This window comes from Luteimonas mephitis DSM 12574 (genome assembly GCF_000422305.1).
GTDB classification, from domain to species: domain Bacteria; phylum Pseudomonadota; class Gammaproteobacteria; order Xanthomonadales; family Xanthomonadaceae; genus Luteimonas; species Luteimonas mephitis.
The window spans coordinates 73,235-89,969 of record NZ_AULN01000019.1; the positions used below are offsets into that span (position 1 = coordinate 73,235).

The 16,735-nt window shown below is 68.8% G+C and carries 17 protein-coding genes; 7 read left to right on the forward strand and 10 right to left on the reverse strand.

Annotation, left to right across the window (positions count from 1 at the left end):
- Positions 1-59: 59 nt before the first annotated feature.
- From gorA to H570_RS0109300, 3 genes are all read right to left on the reverse strand, one after another.
- Positions 60-1,421 (reverse strand): glutathione-disulfide reductase, encoded by a 1,362-nt coding sequence (gorA, locus tag H570_RS0109290; RefSeq protein WP_027080499.1) that lies wholly within the window; start codon positions 1,419-1,421, stop codon positions 60-62.
- Positions 1,418-2,668 (reverse strand): NAD(P)/FAD-dependent oxidoreductase, encoded by a 1,251-nt coding sequence (locus H570_RS19400; protein WP_027080500.1) that lies wholly within the window; start codon positions 2,666-2,668, stop codon positions 1,418-1,420. The genes gorA and H570_RS19400 overlap by 4 nt, the downstream gene beginning before the upstream one ends.
- Positions 2,669-2,734: 66 nt before the next feature.
- The gene (locus H570_RS0109300; protein ID WP_027080501.1) at positions 2,735-3,214 is read right to left on the reverse strand and encodes an FKBP-type peptidyl-prolyl cis-trans isomerase; all 480 of its coding nucleotides are present in this window, start codon (positions 3,212-3,214) and stop codon (positions 2,735-2,737) included.
- 89 nt (positions 3,215-3,303) lie between these two features.
- On the opposite strand from H570_RS0109300, the gene H570_RS0109305 reads away from it, so the two are divergent.
- Entirely contained in the window at positions 3,304-3,900 is a 597-nt protein-coding gene (locus tag H570_RS0109305; protein WP_027080502.1) for a C40 family peptidase, read from the forward strand.
- 110 nt (positions 3,901-4,010) lie between these two features.
- Complete coding sequence (locus H570_RS19605) at positions 4,011-4,676, forward strand: C40 family peptidase (protein ID WP_051176263.1); 666 nt, start codon at positions 4,011-4,013, stop codon at positions 4,674-4,676.
- 75 nt (positions 4,677-4,751) lie between these two features.
- Here the strand turns inward: H570_RS19605 and H570_RS0109315 are convergent, their stop codons facing one another.
- Together H570_RS0109315 and H570_RS17040 are read right to left on the reverse strand one after the other, a co-directional pair.
- Positions 4,752-5,273, reverse strand: a complete 522-nt coding sequence (locus H570_RS0109315; RefSeq protein ID WP_211219099.1) for a hypothetical protein — start codon at positions 5,271-5,273, stop codon at positions 4,752-4,754.
- A 58-nt stretch (positions 5,274-5,331) separates the two neighbouring features.
- Positions 5,332-5,847: an acyl-CoA thioesterase gene (locus H570_RS17040; RefSeq protein WP_036135838.1), complete on the reverse strand. Its 516-nt coding sequence runs from the start codon at positions 5,845-5,847 to the stop codon at positions 5,332-5,334.
- A gap of 150 nt (positions 5,848-5,997) precedes the next feature.
- Here H570_RS17040 and H570_RS0109325 point away from each other — a divergent pair, with 150 nt between their 5' ends.
- Entirely contained in the window at positions 5,998-6,405 is a 408-nt protein-coding gene (locus H570_RS0109325) for a hypothetical protein (RefSeq protein WP_156899923.1), read from the forward strand.
- A 216-nt stretch (positions 6,406-6,621) separates the two neighbouring features.
- On the opposite strand, the gene H570_RS0109330 is transcribed toward H570_RS0109325, so the two are convergent.
- Both H570_RS0109330 and H570_RS0109335 read right to left on the reverse strand, forming a co-directional pair.
- On the reverse strand, positions 6,622-8,034 hold the full coding sequence (locus tag H570_RS0109330) for a M16 family metallopeptidase (protein WP_211219100.1): 1,413 nt from the start codon (positions 8,032-8,034) through the stop codon (positions 6,622-6,624).
- Positions 8,035-8,046: 12 nt separating this feature from the next.
- Positions 8,047-9,444, reverse strand: a complete 1,398-nt coding sequence (locus H570_RS0109335; protein ID WP_027080506.1) for a M16 family metallopeptidase — start codon at positions 9,442-9,444, stop codon at positions 8,047-8,049.
- Positions 9,445-9,627: 183 nt separating this feature from the next.
- On the opposite strand from H570_RS0109335, the gene bla reads away from it, so the two are divergent.
- The gene (bla, locus tag H570_RS0109340; protein ID WP_027080507.1) at positions 9,628-10,482 is read left to right on the forward strand and encodes a subclass B3 metallo-beta-lactamase; all 855 of its coding nucleotides are present in this window, start codon (positions 9,628-9,630) and stop codon (positions 10,480-10,482) included.
- Positions 10,482-10,970, forward strand: coding sequence for an NUDIX hydrolase (locus tag H570_RS0109345; RefSeq protein ID WP_027080508.1), 489 nt, complete (start codon positions 10,482-10,484; stop codon positions 10,968-10,970). The genes bla and H570_RS0109345 overlap by 1 nt, the downstream gene beginning before the upstream one ends.
- Positions 10,971-11,062: 92 nt before the next feature.
- Here H570_RS0109345 and H570_RS18190 read toward each other — a convergent pair whose 3' ends face one another.
- From H570_RS18190 to H570_RS18585, 3 genes are read right to left on the reverse strand one after another with little or no spacing between them, the layout of a single operon-like run.
- Positions 11,063-11,647 carry a hypothetical protein gene (locus H570_RS18190; RefSeq protein WP_051176264.1) on the reverse strand — a complete coding sequence of 195 codons (585 nt, stop codon included), beginning with the start codon at positions 11,645-11,647 and terminating at the stop codon, positions 11,063-11,065.
- Between the two features lie 17 nt (positions 11,648-11,664).
- Positions 11,665-13,107, reverse strand: coding sequence for a phospholipase effector Tle1 domain-containing protein (locus tag H570_RS18195; RefSeq protein ID WP_084500020.1), 1,443 nt, complete (start codon positions 13,105-13,107; stop codon positions 11,665-11,667).
- A 17-nt stretch (positions 13,108-13,124) separates the two neighbouring features.
- Entirely contained in the window at positions 13,125-13,661 is a 537-nt protein-coding gene (locus H570_RS18585; protein WP_156899924.1) for a hypothetical protein, read from the reverse strand.
- Between the two features lie 471 nt (positions 13,662-14,132).
- On the opposite strand from H570_RS18585, the gene H570_RS0109365 reads away from it, so the two are divergent.
- Together H570_RS0109365 and H570_RS0109370 are read left to right on the forward strand one after the other, a co-directional pair.
- A complete protein-coding gene (locus H570_RS0109365) occupies positions 14,133-15,836 on the forward strand; it encodes an alkaline phosphatase (protein WP_027080509.1) in 1,704 nt (567 codons plus the stop codon).
- 103 nt (positions 15,837-15,939) lie between these two features.
- Positions 15,940-16,725 carry a 3-hydroxybutyrate dehydrogenase gene (locus H570_RS0109370; protein ID WP_027080510.1) on the forward strand — a complete coding sequence of 262 codons (786 nt, stop codon included), beginning with the start codon at positions 15,940-15,942 and terminating at the stop codon, positions 16,723-16,725.
- Positions 16,726-16,735: the final 10 nt, after the last annotated feature.

A 16,735-nucleotide genomic window follows, 5' to 3' on the forward strand; every position in this document is an offset into this window, starting at 1 on the left:
AGGAGCGCCCCATGGGCGCGATGGATTACCGGGAAAAGCATCGCGCCCATGGGGCGCTCCTACCGCATCAGGACCACTTCCTCGGCGCTGGTCGGGTGGATCGCGACCGTATCGCGCAGGTCATCCAGGGTGATGCCCTTCTTCAGCGCCACCGCGAAACCCTGCAGGATCTCATCGGCACCCTCGCCAAGCAGGTGGATGCCCACCACCCGGCGCTGCGCACCCACGCACACCAGCTTGAACAGGCTGCGTTGCGGCGCGTCGGCCAGCGCGTGCAGCATGGCGCGGAAATCGGCGTGGTATTCGTGCACGTCGTCGCCGTGCAGTTCGCGCGCCTGCGCGGCGGTCAGGCCGACCGTTGCCAGCGGCGGATGCGCGAACACCACCGTGGGCACGTTGTCGTAGTCGAGCCTGGCCTCTGCAACGCCGCCGAAAACCCGGTCCATCAGCCGGCGCGCGGCCGCGATCGCCACCGGCGTCAGCGCGATGCGGTCGGTGACGTCGCCCACCGCGTGCACCCCCGCCGCGGTGGTGTCCTGCCATTGGTCGACGCACACGTAACCGGCGCCGTCGGTGGCCACGCCCGCGGCTTCCAGGCCCAGGTCTTCGGTGTTGGGCTGCCGGCCGGTGGCGAACAGCACCGCGTCGAAGGCAGTACCGTCGCCGGCCACGCACACGCGGCCTTCGCCTGCGCGTTCAAGTCCGCGCACGTCGCGACCCAGGTGCAGCGCGATGCCGGCCTGGCGGTAGTTGTCCTGCAGCCGCTCGACCAGTCCGGCGTCGAAGCCCTGCAACAGCCGCGGGCCGCGCGCTAACAGTTCGACCTCGCTGCCCAGGGCCCGCAGCATCCCGGCCAGTTCGACGCCGATGTAACCGCCGCCCACGATCGCCACGCGCGCCGGCGCGGCGGTGAAGTGGAAGAAGTCGTCCGATACCAGGCCGAGCTCCGCCCCCGGGATCGAGGGCCGCCGCGGGCGGCCACCGGTGGCGATCAGCACGTGCTTGGCGCACAGCCGCACGCCATCGGCACATTCGACCGTGCGCGGGTCCAGCAGGCGCCCGCGCGACGCGATGGTCACGATGCCCGCTGCATCCAGGCGCCGGCGATAGCTGGCGTGGATGTTGGCGATGTAGCGCTGGCGATGGGTCACGAACTCGCACCAGTCCAGCGCGGGTGCATCGACGCCGAAGCCGAGCTGCGCGGCCAGTTCGATGCGTTCTGCGACGTGCGCGGCCAGCCACATCGCCTTCTTCGGCACGCAGCCGGCGTTGACGCAGGTGCCGCCGAGTTCGCCTGGTTCAAGCAGGGCAACGCGCGCGCCGTGCTCCGCTGCGCGGAAGGCCGCGGCCAGGCCGCCGGAGCCACCGCCGATGACGACCAGGTCGAAGTCGAAAGCGGACTTGCCGCCCCCCGCGTTCACGCAAACCTCTGCGGTGAAAAGGGAAGCGGGTCGAGCCGCGGCGTGCGCGCGCAGACCAGGTCGGCGACCAGCCGTGCGGTGCCAGTGCTCATGCTGATGCCGAGCATGCCGTGCCCGGTCGCCAGCCAGACGTGGCGATGGCCGGGCGCGCGGCCGATGATCGGCAGGTCGTCGACGCAGATCGGCCGCCAGCCGAACCACTCCTCGCGCTTCACCGGCCCGACCGGATCGCGCAGGTACTCGCGCGCGCCGCGCTCGAGGGCGTCGAGCCGGCGCCGGTTGAGGCTGGTGTCATAGCCCGAGAATTCCATCGTGCTGCCCAGGCGGTAGCCGCTGTCCCAGACCGTGACGCAGACGCTGCGTTCGTACAGCACCACCGGCTGCTTCGGCACCAGCGCCGGGCGGTCGTAGGTGATCGAGTAGCCCTTGCCCGGCTGGATCGGCAGCTTCGACAACCCCGCCGCCTTCGCCAGCCGCGGCGACCAGGCACCGGTGGCGACCAGCACGTCGCGCCCGCGCAGTTCGCCGCGCGAGGTGGCCACGCGCACGCCGTCGCCATCGTCGGCCAGGCCCTGTACCTCGCAATGCTCCTCGATGCTGCCGCCGGCTTCGCGCACTGCGCGCGCCAGCTCGTCGACGTAGCGGTCCGGCCGCAGCCGCGCGTCGCCCGGGAAGCGCACCACGCCGACCACGCCCTCGCGCAGCGCCGGCTCGTTGCGCAGGTAGGTGGGGCCGTCGATGATTTCACTGGCGATGCCAAGCTCGGCCAGCGGCGGCAGTTCGGCAGACAGGTGGGCAAGTTCGCGCTCGGTGTGGAACACGTAATCGACGCCCTGCTCGGCGTATTCGCACTGCAGGCCGTAGCGCCGTACCCACAGCGGCAGTTGCTCGCGCGATTCGTGCAGGATGCCCGCGCGCGCGACCATCGCCGCGCGCCAGTCGCGGGTGTTGCAGCGCGCGGCGAAGCGCAGCAGCCACAGCCACAGCGCCGGGTCGAAACGCGGCTTGACGTAGAACGGCGCGTCCGGCGTCAGCATCCACTTCAGCGCTTTGGCGATCTTGCCCGGCGCCGCCAGCGGAGCGGCGTGGCTGGGGGTGATGGTGCCGCAGTTGCCGTGCGAACTTCCGCAGCCCACGGTGCCGGCTTCCAGCACCCGCACGCCGCGCCCGGCATCGAGCAGCGCCAGCGCGCTGGCCAGTCCGATTACCCCGCCACCGACCACCAGGACATCATCGCGCTCGCTCATCGGGCAAGTGTATTCCGCCGTCGCGACGAACCGAAGCGCCCGGCGCGACCCTGCGGCGGTGCCCGGTCAGTGCGCGTGGCCGCCGTCGCCGTGGACGTGGCCGTGCTCGATCTCTTCCTTGCTGGCCTCGCGCACGTCGACGATCTCGATGTCGAAGTGCAGGTCCTTGCCGGCCATCGGGTGGTTGAGGTCGACGTCGACCACGCTCATGCCGACCTTCTGGATCGTCACCGCGCGCGGGCCGAAGTTGGTGTTGAGCACCACCTGCATGCCCGGCGCCAGCTTCTGCTCGCCGAAGTGCTTTTTCGGCACGCGCTGGGTCAGGCCGTCGCGGCGCTCGCCGTAGGCCTCGGCCGCGGGCACGTCGACGCCGAAGCTGTCGCCGGCGACGTGGCCTTCGAGCGCCTTGTCCAGGCCCGGGATGATGTTGCCGTGGCCGGCGAGGATCGCCAGCGGGTCGCGCTCCTTCGAGGTTTCCAGCGGCTCCTGGCCCTGCTCGGACACGGTGTAGTGGAACTGGACGACGCGGTCTTTCTCGATCTTCATCGCTTCGGTGCTCATGGGGTTCTCGTTGCGGCGGGCGTGCGGACGCGCGACGCCCGGTCGCTTGTCAGTCGGAAGGGGATTCGGCCAAGATGTCGGCCGTGATGGAGACCGCGCATTATCCCGGCTCGCCCGCCCACGCGCCAACCCGGCGGCTTGCGGGCGTGGCGGCGGCTCCGAAGGCGCTCCTGCCGGCGCTGCTGCTGGTGTCGCTGCTCGCCGGCTGCGGCCACGACGAGATCCGCCATGCGCGCCCGCAGGCATCCGCCGTCACGCCGCACACTTGGCCGAACAACCCGCCTGCCGACCCCGCCTCGGCCAATGCGGTGCTGATGCGGGCGATCAGCCTGGTCGGCACCCCCTACCGCTACGGTGGCAACACGCCCGCCGGCGGCTTCGACTGCAGCGGCCTGGTCAACTATGTCTACCGGGACATGCTCGACCTGAAGCTGCCGCGCACCTCGCGCGACCTCGCCGCATTCCAGGGGCCGCGCATCGCCCCGGAGCGCCTGACGACCGCCGACCTGGTGTTCTTCGGCAGCGGCGGCAGCGTCAGCCACGTCGGCATCTACGTCGGCGAGGGCCGCTTCGTGCACGCCCCGAGCACCGGCGGCACCGTGCGCCTGGACCGCCTGGACGGCCCGTACTGGCGGGACCACTACAGCGGCGCAAAACGCGTCCTGCACTGAAATGTGATGGAAATCACAAGCCAGTTCACATTTTCGTAATGGAATTTGAACATCCTGGCCGGAGTGCTGCGGCACCATCACGCGCTGCAGATAACCGTGAACGACGCCGCGTGACGACGAAAGACCCAGCGCCAAGCCGCCAATGCACCGTTCGCCGCTCAGTCCCGGCGTTCTCCGTCCTCCTCCCGCTGCTTGCCCTCCTGGGCACCGGTTCCGCGTTTGCCGCGACCGGTCTGGCCGCCGATTCGGCCGACCAGCTCCACGTCAGCACCCCGCTCAGCGAAACCGCCGCGGCGCCGGTCCTGCCCGAACAGCGCACCATGCTGTTCGCCAATGACGTCAGCAAGCTGATCGATGCCGGCACCACCAGCCCGGTCGACATCCCGGTCGACGCCGATGGCCGCGTCCAGACCCTGCTCAAGCGCGCCCTGGCGCTGCTCGGCACGCCCTACCGCTGGGGCGGCAGTTCCACCGAAGGCTTCGACTGCAGCGGCCTGGTCGGCTACGTGTTCCGCAGCGCGCTGGGCATCGAGCTGCCGCGGGTCTCGCGGCAGATGGCGACCAGCGGCGAGAAGGTCGATCGAGACGCCCTGACCGCCGGCGACCTGGTGTTCTTCAGCCGCCGCGGCAAGCGCGTCGACCATGTCGGCATCTACCTGGGCAACGGCCGCTTCGTCCACGCGCCGCGCACCGGCAAGGACGTGATGGTGTCGAGCCTCGTCGACGGCTACTGGAGCCACAAGTTCACGCAGGCGCGCCGCGTCTCCGGCGTCTGAGCGCAGCTCCAAGATGCACCGGAAGGCCGCCTCGCAGCGGCCTTTTTCGTTCCCCGGAATGCTTTCTCGAGCCTCCTAGCCGGGCTGGCAGGGCTTGCCTTCGTACTCGTGGCGCTGGACCACGTATTCCCGGCCGTTCCAGCGCTGCACCGGGAAGCAGAAACCGGGGCCACCGATGGAGATGTCGGGCCAACCGTCGACGCCCCTCGTCTTCAGGAACTCGGGGATGCCGATGTCGCCGGTGATCCTGCGCCAGCTGCCGTCGGCTTGCCGGCCCAGCAGCTGGAAGCCGGTGCCGGTGAAGCCGTAGCAGAACGTCCCGCCCTCGCTCACCACGGCCTCGGGGCGGCCATCGCCGTTGAGGTCGCGCACTTCGTCGATGCTGGCCCCGGAAGGCTCGGGATCATCCGCGCAGATGATCCACTTCCCGTCCCGCTGCATCGCCCCGGCCGCCTTGAACACCGCGGCGCGATCCGTGTCGGAAAGCCTGGCCGCCGCCTGTCCCCAGGCTGGCGCGACGGGACCTGCGGCCAGTACCACCGTGAGCAACAGCCATCGCCTGCCGACCATGTCGAAGCCCTCCGCGGACGCGGCCATGCGGCCGCAATCGACATAACGTCGACGGCCACCGCGGCGGCCATCCTGGAACCGGCACTCAGCGCGCGGATGGCTCGGGCAACACACCGTCACCGGCATCGCGATAGCGCGCCACCGTCTGTTCGATGCCCTTGCTCAGCGCCATCACCCGGGTGGCGTACTCCGACAGGCGCCGGTCGTCGTCGGTCTGCGGCACCCACGCCGGCACCGGCGCCGGCTTGCCCTCGACGTCATCCAGGGCCACGAACACGATCACGCAGTGCGTGCACAGGCGCTCGTCTCCGCCCATCGGGTCGCGCGCGTGCACGTCGACGGCGAAGTGCATCGAACTGGTACCGGTGTAGACCAGCTTGGCCGACACCGCGACCAGGTCGCTGGTCCGGACCGGGGCCACGAAGCGGATGCCGCCGACCGCGACGGTAACGGCGTAGCGGCCGCTCCAGCCGACCGCTGCGGCATAGCCGGCCTGGTCGATCCACTTCATCACCACGCCGCCGTGGACCTTCCCGCCGTAGTTGACGTCGGTGGGTTCGGCGAGGAACCGGAATTCGAGTTCACGCTGCTGTCCGCTCATGCTGCTCCGTTCGGCGTCGGCGTCCACGGGGAACGGCCACGCCGGCATTGTGCACGGCGGCGCCGAGGTGGTCACAAAAGCGGCAGGGGCGGCTTGCGGCACCGAGGCCGCAACGCCATGCTGGCGCGACATCAACACAAGGAGGTCGAGATGGTCCGCACCGCTTTGGGCGTCCTGTCAGGCGCGATCGTCGCCGCGCTGGCCCTCGCCGGCAGCGGCTACGCCGCGCTGGCGCTGCATCCGCTGCCGAGCGTGAACGCGATGCGCTCGCTGCGCGCGGCTGCGGACGGGCTCGGGAACGCGCCTCCCGGCGCACTGGCCTGCATCGTGGCCGGTGTCGGCCTGGCGGCGCTGCTCGGGGGCGGCTGCGCGGCGCTGGTCGCGCGCCACCATCGCGGCGGTGCGGCGCTGGCAATCGGCGCACCGATCACCGCCCTGGTGATCGTCGCCGCGGCACTGGTACCGCAGCCGGATTGGGTGCCGGTCACGTCGATGCTGCTGCCGATACCGCTCGCGCTGTGCGCCTGGCGACTGGCGATCCCGCGCGCCGAACTCTGAAAACAACCCTGCAGGCGCAGCTGTTGGCGCGGCCTCCTGCCCCTGCTGCACGCGAAGACCGCGAGCGTCGCACGGCTCGCGACTTCGAAGCGCAAGCCCTTCCCTACCCGAACCATTCTGCCCGGCGCAGCATGCCGGGCGCCTGGCCGGCACTGCGCGACATCGCCGCGCAGGCCGCCCGTCCTCGCCCCTCTCGAAGGCGAGGCCATTCGCGGGCTATTTCTCCCGCACCTCGAACTTGCCGTAGGGCTCGAGCTGTTCCGCGACCGCCTTGTCGTCTCCGACCACGACGATGGACTGGTCCTTCGGGTCGTAATACTTCTTCGCCATCGCCTGCACCTGCGCGGCGTCGACCGCGCGGATCTTCGGCACGTACTGGCCGAGGTACTCCGGCGGCAGGCCGACCAGCCAGTTGCCGGCCAGCATCGAGGCCACCGCTGCCTGCATCTGGTTCGAGATCAGGTACCCGCCGGCGACGTAGCGCTTGGTGTCGTCCAGTTCGCGGGTCGGCACCGGCTCGCTGCCCAGGCGTTCGTACTCGGCGACGAATTCCTTCAGCGACGCGCCCGTGACCTCGTTGCGAACGTCGGCGCTGGCGGTGATCCGGCCGCCTTCGCGCAGCGCGCTCACGCTCGACCGCGCACCGTACGTGTAGCCCTTGTCCTCGCGCAGGTTCTGCATCAGACGGCTGCTGAAACCACCGCCGACGACGGCGTTGGCCAGCTGCAGCGGGATGTAGTCCGGGTTGGTGGCGGCGATCGCGGGCCGCCCGAGCCGGATCGCCGACTGCACGCTGCCCGGGCGCTGCACCAGCACGAACGCGGGCGTCGCGGTGGCCGCCGCCTTCGGCGTGTCGGGCACCGGGTCGCCGGTGTTCTTCCAGTCGCCGAACGCGGACTGCGCCAGCGCGAACGCCTGCGACGGTTCGATCCTGCCCGTCACCACCAGCAGGGCGTGATCGGGGCGGAAGCGCTTCGCATGGGCATCGCGGAACTGCTCCGGGGTAGCCGCCTTGATCGCCTCCTCGGTCGGCTGCGTATGTCCGTAGGGATGGTCGCCGTACACCGCCTGCGCCAGCGCGCGCTCGGCCTTGAACCCGGGCTGCGCCTCGGCCGCCATCAGCCCCTGCAGCGCGTTGGCCTGCGCGAGCTTGACCTCGCTGTCGGGGAACACCGGCGAGCGCGCCACCTCGGCCAGCAGCTGCAGCATGCCTTCGGCATTCGAAGCCAGCGCGTTGCCGTAGACGGTGACGCCGTCGCTGCTGGCCTGCGCGCCCAGGCTGCCACCATAGCCCTGCGCAGCCTCGGCGATGGCTTTCGAATCGTGCCGTGCGGTGCCTTCGGCTAGCAGGCCGGCGAACATGGTCGCAAAGCCCGGCGCGTCATCGGCGGCAAAACCGGCGCCACGCACCGCCAGCACGTAGTCCACGCGCGGCACGCCGTCGCGCGGCAGCACCCACACTTCCAGGCCGTTGGCCAGGGTCTTCTTCTCGATCTGCGGTACCGGCAGCGGCTTGTCGGGGCCGTAGGCCGGCAGGTCCTTCGGCATCACCACGTCCTTGGCCAGCGCGGCAGCGGGCAGCAGCGCGCACATGGCAGCGGCCAGCAGGGTCTTGTGCATGAGGTTCATGTCCGTGCCTCCTCAGTTCTTCGCCGGCTGCGCGGCCGCAGGCTGCACGTGCAGCATGGCGGCGGGCTTGCGGTCGATGACGGTGCGGTTGTCTTTGGTCAGGTAGGTCTTCGCGACTCGCTGGATGTCGGCGGAGGTGACGCCCTCGATCCAGCCGGGGATCCTGTTGGCGACGTGGGCGTCGCCCCACAGCGTCTGCAGCTTGGCCAGGGTGTCGGCGCGGGAGAGGAACATCTCCAGCCCGTCGTACCAGTCGGCCAGCATCTGCGTCTTGACCCGCTTCAAGGTGGCATCGTCGACGCCATCGTTCGCGACCTTGGCGATCTCCTCGTCGATCGCCTCGAGCACGGCATCGGCGTTGGTGGTCGGCTTGTACAGCGCGAACACCGTGAACAGCGTCGGGCCGTCGTACTCCCATTCGCTGGTCAGGCCGTAGAGCGAGTCGACGTTGAGCGCCAGTTCCCGGCCTTTCACCAGCCCCTGGTACAGCCGCGAGGCGTCGCCATTGGCCAGCAGCGAGCCGAGCACCGCCATCGGCGCCTGGTCCTTGCTGCCCCGGTCGGGCATCTTCCAGGCCGCCGCGATCGCCGGCACCTGCGCCAGCGCATCGGACTGCTGCACGCGCTTCTCGGCGGTGTTCAGGCCCTCGTGGTAATCCGGCGCGGCCGGCGTCTTGCGCGCCGGGATGCCGCCGAAGTACTTCTCGGCCAGCGCGAAGGCCTGTTCCGGGGTCACGTCGCCGGCGATACCGAGCACCGCGTTGTTGGGGCCGTAGTAGTCGCGGTGGAACGCGGCCACGTCCTCCAGGCTGGCGGTTTCGAGGTCCTCGAAGCTGCCGTAGCCGTCGTGGTTGTTCTCCCACTTCTGGAACGCCTGCTGGCCGATGTCGATCCACATGAAGCCGCCGTAGGGCTGGTTCTTCACGTTGACCCGGATCTCCTCCTTCACCACGTCCTGCTGGTTTTTCAGCGTGACCGGGTTGAAGTCGAGGGTCTTCATCCGGTCGGCCTCGAGCCACAGGATCGACTCCAGCGCGGACACCGGCGCGGTTTCGATGTAGTTGGTGAAGTCGGCGCGGGTGGAGCCGTTGTTGCGGCCGCCGCCACCGGTGATGACGCGGTCGAACACGCCTTCCTTCGCATTCGGCGTGCCCTCGAACATCAGGTGTTCGAACAGGTGCGCGAAGCCGGTGCGGTCACGCGGCTCCAGGCGCATGCCGACGTGGTAGACCACGCTCACGCCCACCACCGGCGCGCTGTGGTCCTCGGACACGACCACGGTCAGGCCGTTGCCGAGGGTTTTCGTGGCAATGGGCAACTCCCAGGCATCGGGGTTGGCCGTCTCGGCCGCCTGGGCCGCGGATGCGAACAGCAGGCTGCCCAGCAACAACATCAAGTGTCGCGCGCGCACGGAATTCTCCTTGTTCCCCGATTGAAGGCGACAAGGTACCGCCCACTGCGTGCGGCCAGACGGGCCAGAAGTCATGGGCACCGGACCCGCAGCCACGCAGGTGCCGGAGCCACCTGCGCGGCCCGCACTGGCCGCATGGCGATCGATCGCCGAAACTATCACGCCCCCCCCGACCTGCATTCCATGACCTCTTCCCAACTCTCCCTCCTGGCCTGCGCCCTCGTGCTTGCAGGCAATGCGCTCGCCGCCGAGCCCGCCCTGCCCCAGTTGCAGGCCTACGAAGTCGACGAATCCTGGCGCCAGCCTGTCGCTCCGCAGCAGATCGCCGACCACACCTGGCGCATCGGCACCCAGGGCATCCACGCGCTGCTGGTGAAGACCGACGCCGGCGCGGTGCTGCTCGACGGCGGCATGCCGCAGACTGCCGACATGCTGCTGGCGCAGATGCGGACGCTGGGCGTTGAAGCCGGTGACCTGAAGCTGATCCTGCACAGCCAGGCCCACGGCGACCATGTAGGCCCGCTGGCGGCAATCAAACGCGCCACCGGCGCGACGCTGGTCAGCAACGCCGAATCCGCGCTGCTGCTCGCCGCCGGCGGCAGCAACGACCTGCACTTCGGCGACGAAATCCTCTACCCGCCGGCGCACGCCGACCGCATCGTCCACGACGGCGAAGCGGTCGAACTGGGCGGCCTGCGCCTGAGCGTCCACTTCATGCCCGGACATACGCCCGGGAGCATGGCCTGGACCTGGACCGACGCGCGCGACGGCCAACCGCTGCGCATCGCCTACGTCGACAGCCTGAGCACGCCGGGGTACCAGCTGGTCGACAACCCGCGCATCCCGCGCCTGGTGGATGATTTCCGCCACAGCTTCGACGTGGTGCGCGCCCTGCCCTGCGACCTGCTGCTGACCCCGCACGTCGGCGCGGGCAGGCACGAAGGCAACGCCGCGCCGCTGACCTGCCGCGAGTACGCCGACAAGTCCGAACGCGCGTTCGACACGGAACTCGCGAAGCAGCGCGGAGGCGGGGCCTGATGCCGTACACGCCGATCGTCGCCACCCTCGGCTACGTGCTTTCGCCCGACGGCAAGCAGGTACTGATGCTCCACCGCAACGTGCGCGCGAACGACCACCACCTGGGCAAGTACAACGGCCTGGGCGGCAAGATCGAACCCGACGAGGACGTGCTCGCCGGCATGCGCCGCGAGATCGCCGAGGAAGCCGGCATCGAATGCACCGCGCTGTCGCTGCGCGGCACGATCAGCTGGCCGGGCTTCGGCAAGCGGGGCGAGGACTGGCTGGGATTCGTGTTCGTGGTCACCGCCTTCACCGGCACGCCGCTGGAGCGCAACCCGGAAGGCACCCTGGAATGGGTCGCGATCGACCGCCTGCACGAACTGCCGATGTGGGAAGGCGACCGCGAGTTCCTGCCATTGGTGTTCGACGGCGATCCGCGCCCGTTCCACGGCGTGATGCCGTATCGCGACGGGCGCATGCAGTCGTGGCGCTACTCGCGCGCATAGCCCGGGGCTGCGTTTCCCGCGAAAAGGCACGACAGACCCCGCGCGCGTCCTGATCGCAGGGGCCGGGCGCGACCCGTTGCAACTCCAACGGCCTAGTGCGTCGAAGCCGGCCGGGGTTTCACCAGCCTGTACTGATTGTCCGTGCCCTGGCGCGCACCGCTGTCGTCCACGTTGGCACACAGCCGATGGCCGCACAGCCTCACGTCGGCCTGGTCGTAGGCGCGCAGCAGGTCGGCGGCGATCTGGTTGCGCTCGACTTCCTTGCGACTGCTGGACACGGCATGGAAGGACGACACCGTCGCCAGCGTGGAGGCGACCAGCAATGCCCCGCTTCCCAGCCACAGCCAGGTCCGGCGCTCCCGGCTGAGCGCCAGACGCTCGCCTTCCAGCGTCCGCGCCGCGGCCGATGCCGCGTGCACGCACGCCGTGAGCTGCGACTTGAACTCGCCGATCGAATCGGCCAGGCCCTTGCCGATGAACTCACCCGACTGCCGTTGCAGCGCGCTCGACACTTCGCGGGTGAAGTCTGCACTGCTCGAACCCAGGCGATGCGCGCTCCGGTCCAGCATCGCACCGGCCTGCTCGACCTGCTGCACGGCCGCCTGGCTGCGCTGGTCCAGCCGTTCGGCCACGGCGGCCAGCTGGATGACGAGTACCTTGAGTGCTTCCGTATCCATGGAATGCCTGATCCGCTCTACCTGTGCATGACGTGCGGATTGCGGTGCGCCTCGGCCTGTTGCCCGGCCAGCAGCTGGGCGTCGAGCGCAGCCTGCTGCTCCTGCGCATCCAAGTCCTGCCGCTGCCGTGCCACCTCGCCCGCGAACTGCCGGCCCATCGGACTGCGCAGGTAATCGTCCACCGCGCCGGCCATTGCGTTGTCGTCCCTGGCGAGCGCGCCCTGCGACAGTCGATCGATGACACCGTCGAGAAAGGATTTCCGGGGGTCGATCGGTCCGGGCAGCATCGTTTCAGCGACCAGTTGCCGTTCGTCTTCCTGGCGCGCGGCGCGTCCGTGGCCAGGCTGCACCGGGGCGGCGCGACGCTCGATGCGCATCTCCAGTTCCGCGCTGATCGGATCCTTGCGCTGCAGGCCAGGTTGCGGCGACTGGTCCTGCAGGCGATCGCGCAGTCCATCCTTGTCGTAGCTGGACGTGCCGTACAGGCCATGCATGCCCTGCTCGGAACGATGCACGACGAACAGGGCCGGATCATCCGGTATGGCCTGCTTCTGCAGGTAGGGCCGATCGCTGAGCCGGTTCAGGAATGCCACGCCCAGGTTGAAGCTGTACACGCCGAGGCCATTCTCCTCGTAGGTATTGCCGATGTCGCTGTGCACGCCGCCCACGATGCTGTTGAGGTTGCGGTTGTCCTCGCTGAAATCGGGCGGAACGTGGTCGTTGACCTTGAACAGGTTGCGACGCTCGTCCTCGGCGCTGATCTGGTAGGTACTCATGGTGGACGACGGGAGCCGACGGTCGAACCGCTCCACGCCCTCGACCACGGGATCGAACAGCAGCGCGGCCTGCAGGGTTTCTCCCGGCGGCACCAGCAGCGGGCGGTCTGCATACTCGATGCTCGTGATCAGGCCCTCGACATCCTTCCTGTAGACGGCCGCATCGGGGTCGCGAATGCCGCGCTCCTCGATCAAGCGCTCCAACGCCGCAACTTCTTCCGCGCCCCGGCTGAAGCCGACGCCGACCAGCCGGATCTGTGCTTGGGGGTCCTCCCGAAGCCAGGTTTTTGCCTGCAGGCAAAACTGGTAATACGTCGTCTCGACGCGGTCTTCGAAGGTGATGCCGAAGCGACCATCGAGCAGGCGCTTCGGGGTATTGAGGAAGCCTTCCTGAGTGTAGGTGCCTTCGACGTAACCTGCCGCTACGTTGGCAGGTCTTGTGATCAAGACCTGATCGTAGATTTCAGCCACCGAACTCCAATGCTTGCGATCGTCATCGACCATGCTATTGCCGGTGCCGTCCAACGCGGCGAGGTACAACCGCTCGTGCGGGTTACCCGCATGCAAAAGTACTGGAACGCGCAGTTTCGCCAGATCCGCTTCTGCCTGGCGGTAGCTCTCCAAGTCGTTCGCATCCGCGGGATACGTCTCCACGCCTCCCGACTGTCCGATGATGGTTCCCATGAGCGCCTCTCCCTGGCTCAGTAGCTACGGCTGAACACCTTGATCAGGTCATCGCGGAAATCGCTGTAACGATTGCCCGGCTCTTGCAGTTCCTTCGTTGAAATGTGCGCCCGCATGTAGACGTTGATGGTGCGGTCGTTGACCTCCAGAATGATCCCCGGCGAATGGTCGCTGGCCAAGGTGCTGTCCGGTATCTCTTCCCGGGCCAGGTTGTGGCGAATCAGCTCGTCCCGGAAAATTTCTCCGATATCTACGTGGGCCTCATGCGGAGCACCATCCTTCGAGCGCCAGGTGACTTTGGCAGGCGGCGGGAAATTGGGGATCGGTCCACGACTGGCGGTTAGCAGCTGATCCAACGACCTGCCAGTTGATTCGACGGATGGGCTCAGTCCTTCATGCATCGCGCCATGCGGAAAATCCCGGTACAGCACGATGCAACTCCGCGTGTTGAAGCAGGCGGCACCAAAATAATGCGACTTGAACTTCAACGGCCATTCCACGTCGGCAGCATCATGATGGCCAGGCGAACGTTCGGAAGCGGGTGTGCTGGTCATCGCGGCGGAACATCCTGTCAGGGCAAGCGAAACGGCAACCAGGACTGAGCCGTAACGGCATCTGCGGGGAGCGGTCATTGGGTCATCCTTGACGAGCCGGCATCTCGATCCTAGTGCGGCCGGCAACCCGGTGCAACCCGACTCGCGGCCGCTGATCCGCGTGGATTTGCACGATGCCCGGAAAGCCGCGAGCACATCGCCGGACCGGGATCACGTCCGGAACAGGCCCTGCATCACGCAACGCGCGCAGGGAACCCGGGCCAGTCCTGTGTAACTACTCGTCGACGCACGGATGCCTGGCATCGTCGGCGAGCAACGCGCGCATGCCGAACCGGGGCATATGCGCGCGGCCACGCATCGCGGGCGGTCATGGCGCGCTTGCCGAGGACCACTCCCGGTGCGCCGGCTTGAATCTGCCCCTCCGGAGACTGGCGGCATAATGCGCACCACGATTTTTCCCGGAGCTGTCGCATGCGATTGCCGTTGCTGTTGATCTCGTCCGTGGCCACGCTGGCCGCCTGCACCGCCACCGTGCGCGACACGACGCCCGTGCGCACCGCCACGACCGGGGTATCCGCCATCGAGGTGCCGGCGATCGCGCACCCGCAGGGCGAGACGGCCGACTGGTGGTACCGCAGCGGCGCCGCGCGCGCAGCGGCGAATGGCGCGATGGGCGGCCGGGCGAAAAACGTGATCGTGTTCCTCGGCGACGGCATGAGCCTCACGACGGTGGCCGCCGCGCGCATCCTCGACGGCCAGCGCAAGGGCCGGCCGGGCGAAGAAAACCAGCTGGCCTGGGAAACCTTCCCCGCCACCGCGCTGAGCAAGACCTACAACACCGACGCGCAGACGCCGGATTCGGCCGGCACGATGAGTGCCATCGCCACCGGCGTGAAAACCTTCATGGGCTCGATCTCGGTCGGCCCGGCCTCGCACAACGACGACTGCGCCGGCAGCCTGCGCAACCACAACCTGACCTGGCTGGAGCTTGCGCAGAGCGCCGGCATGGCCACCGGCATCGTCAGCACCGCGCGCCTGACCCACGCCACCCCGGCGGCCACCTACGCACACGTGCCAACGCGCGGCTGGGAAAACGACAGCGAACTTCCGCGCGAGGCCGTCGAGCAGGGCTGCCATGACATCGCGCGCCAGCTGATCGAAACGCCATTCGGCGGACCGGTCGTTGCGCTCGGCGGCGGACTGGGCGAGTTCGTGGCGAACACGATCGCCGATCCCGGGAACCCCGACCAGCACGGCAAGCGCACGGACGGCCGCAACCTGGTCGCCGAATGGCTGGCCGCGCACCCGCAGGGCGCGTTCGTCCGCACCGCGCAGCAGCTGCGCGACGCCGCCGACGCGCCACGCCTGCTGGGACTGTTCGCCGGCAGCCACATGGACTTCGACCATGACCGCGACGACTCGCCGCAGGGCCAACCCTCGCTCGCCGAGATGACGCGCGCCGCGATCCGCACCTTGTCGCAGGACCCCGACGGCTACGTGCTGCTGGTCGAAGGCGCGCGCATCGACATGGCCAACCACTACGGCAACGCCTTCCGCGCGCTCGACGACACCCTCGCGATGTCGCGCGCGGTGCAGGCCGCCGTGGACGCGACCTCGGCCGACGACACCCTGATACTGGTCACCGCCGACCATTCGCACACGCTCAACTTCGTCGGCTACCCGGTGCGCGGCAATCCGATCCTGGGCAAGGTGCGCGGCAAGAGCAGCTTCGACGGCACGCCCGGCAAGCTGGCGAAGGATGGCACCGGCCTGCCCTACACCACGCTCGGCTACGCCAACGGCCCCGGCTATACCGGCGCAAGCGCCTCGCAGCCGGCCGGCAGCAAGCGCTTCCCGCATCCGGGCAAGGGCTACAACGCCGCGAACGGGCGCCCGGACCTCACCGGCATCGACACCACGCAGCCGGATTACATGCAGGAAGCGACCGTACCGATGTCCAACGAAAGCCACGGCGGCGAGGATGTCGGCATCTGGGCGCGCGGACCCGGCAGCGACGCGGTGCGCGGCTCGGTCGAACAGAACGTGATCTACCACTTCATCGTGCAGGCCACGCCGAAGCTGCGCGAACGCCTGTGCGCGGCCGGCACCTGCAACAACGACGGCGTGCCGGTCGAACTGCCGGCGATCGACGCGTTCGTGCCGACGGCGCATTGACCGGAAGGACGATGGCATCCGGCCGCGGCGGCGCGATAGGCTGGGCCCAGGATCGCTCCGCCTCGTTCCGCCCCTTGACCGCCATTCCCGCAGGACCCACCCCATGAACCGACTCGACAACAAGGTCTGCCTCGTCACCGGCGCCGCCAGCGGCCTGGGCAAGCGCATCGCCGAGGTCTACGCGGCCAACGGCGGCAAGGTGGTCGTCGCCGACCTGAAGCTGGATGCCGCCGAAGCCGTCGCGGCCGCGATCCGCGATGCGGGCGGCGATGCGTTCGCCGTGGCGATGGACGTCAGCGATGAACAGCAGGTCGTCGACGGCGTGGCAAAAGCCATCGCCCACTACGGCCGCGTCGACGTGCTGGTCTCCAACGCCGGCATCCAGATCATCAACGCCGTCACCGATTCCAACTTCGCCGACTGGAAGAAGATGCTGGCGATCCACCTCGACGGCGCCTTCCTCACCACCCGCGAGTGCATGAAGGACATGCAGGCGCGCGGCCAGGGCGGCGCGATCATCTACATGGGCTCGGTGCATTCGCACCTGGCCTCGAAGCTCAAGGCGCCCTACGTCACCGCCAAGCACGGCCTGCTCGGCCTTTGTCGCGCGGTGGCGAAGGAAGGCGGCGAGCACGGCATTCGCGCCAACGTGATCTGCCCCGGCTTCGTGCGCACGCCGCTGGTCGAGAAGCAGATCCCGGAACAGGCCAGGGAGCTGGGCATCAGCGAGGACGAGGTGGTGAAGAACGTGATGCTCAAGGACACCGTCGACGGCGAGTTCACCACCGTCGACGACGTCGCCAACGTCGCGCTGACGCTGGCTGCGTTCGAGACCAATGCGCTGACCGGGCAGAGCCTGGTGGTCAGCCATGGCTGGTACATGCAGTGAAAGCAGGGAT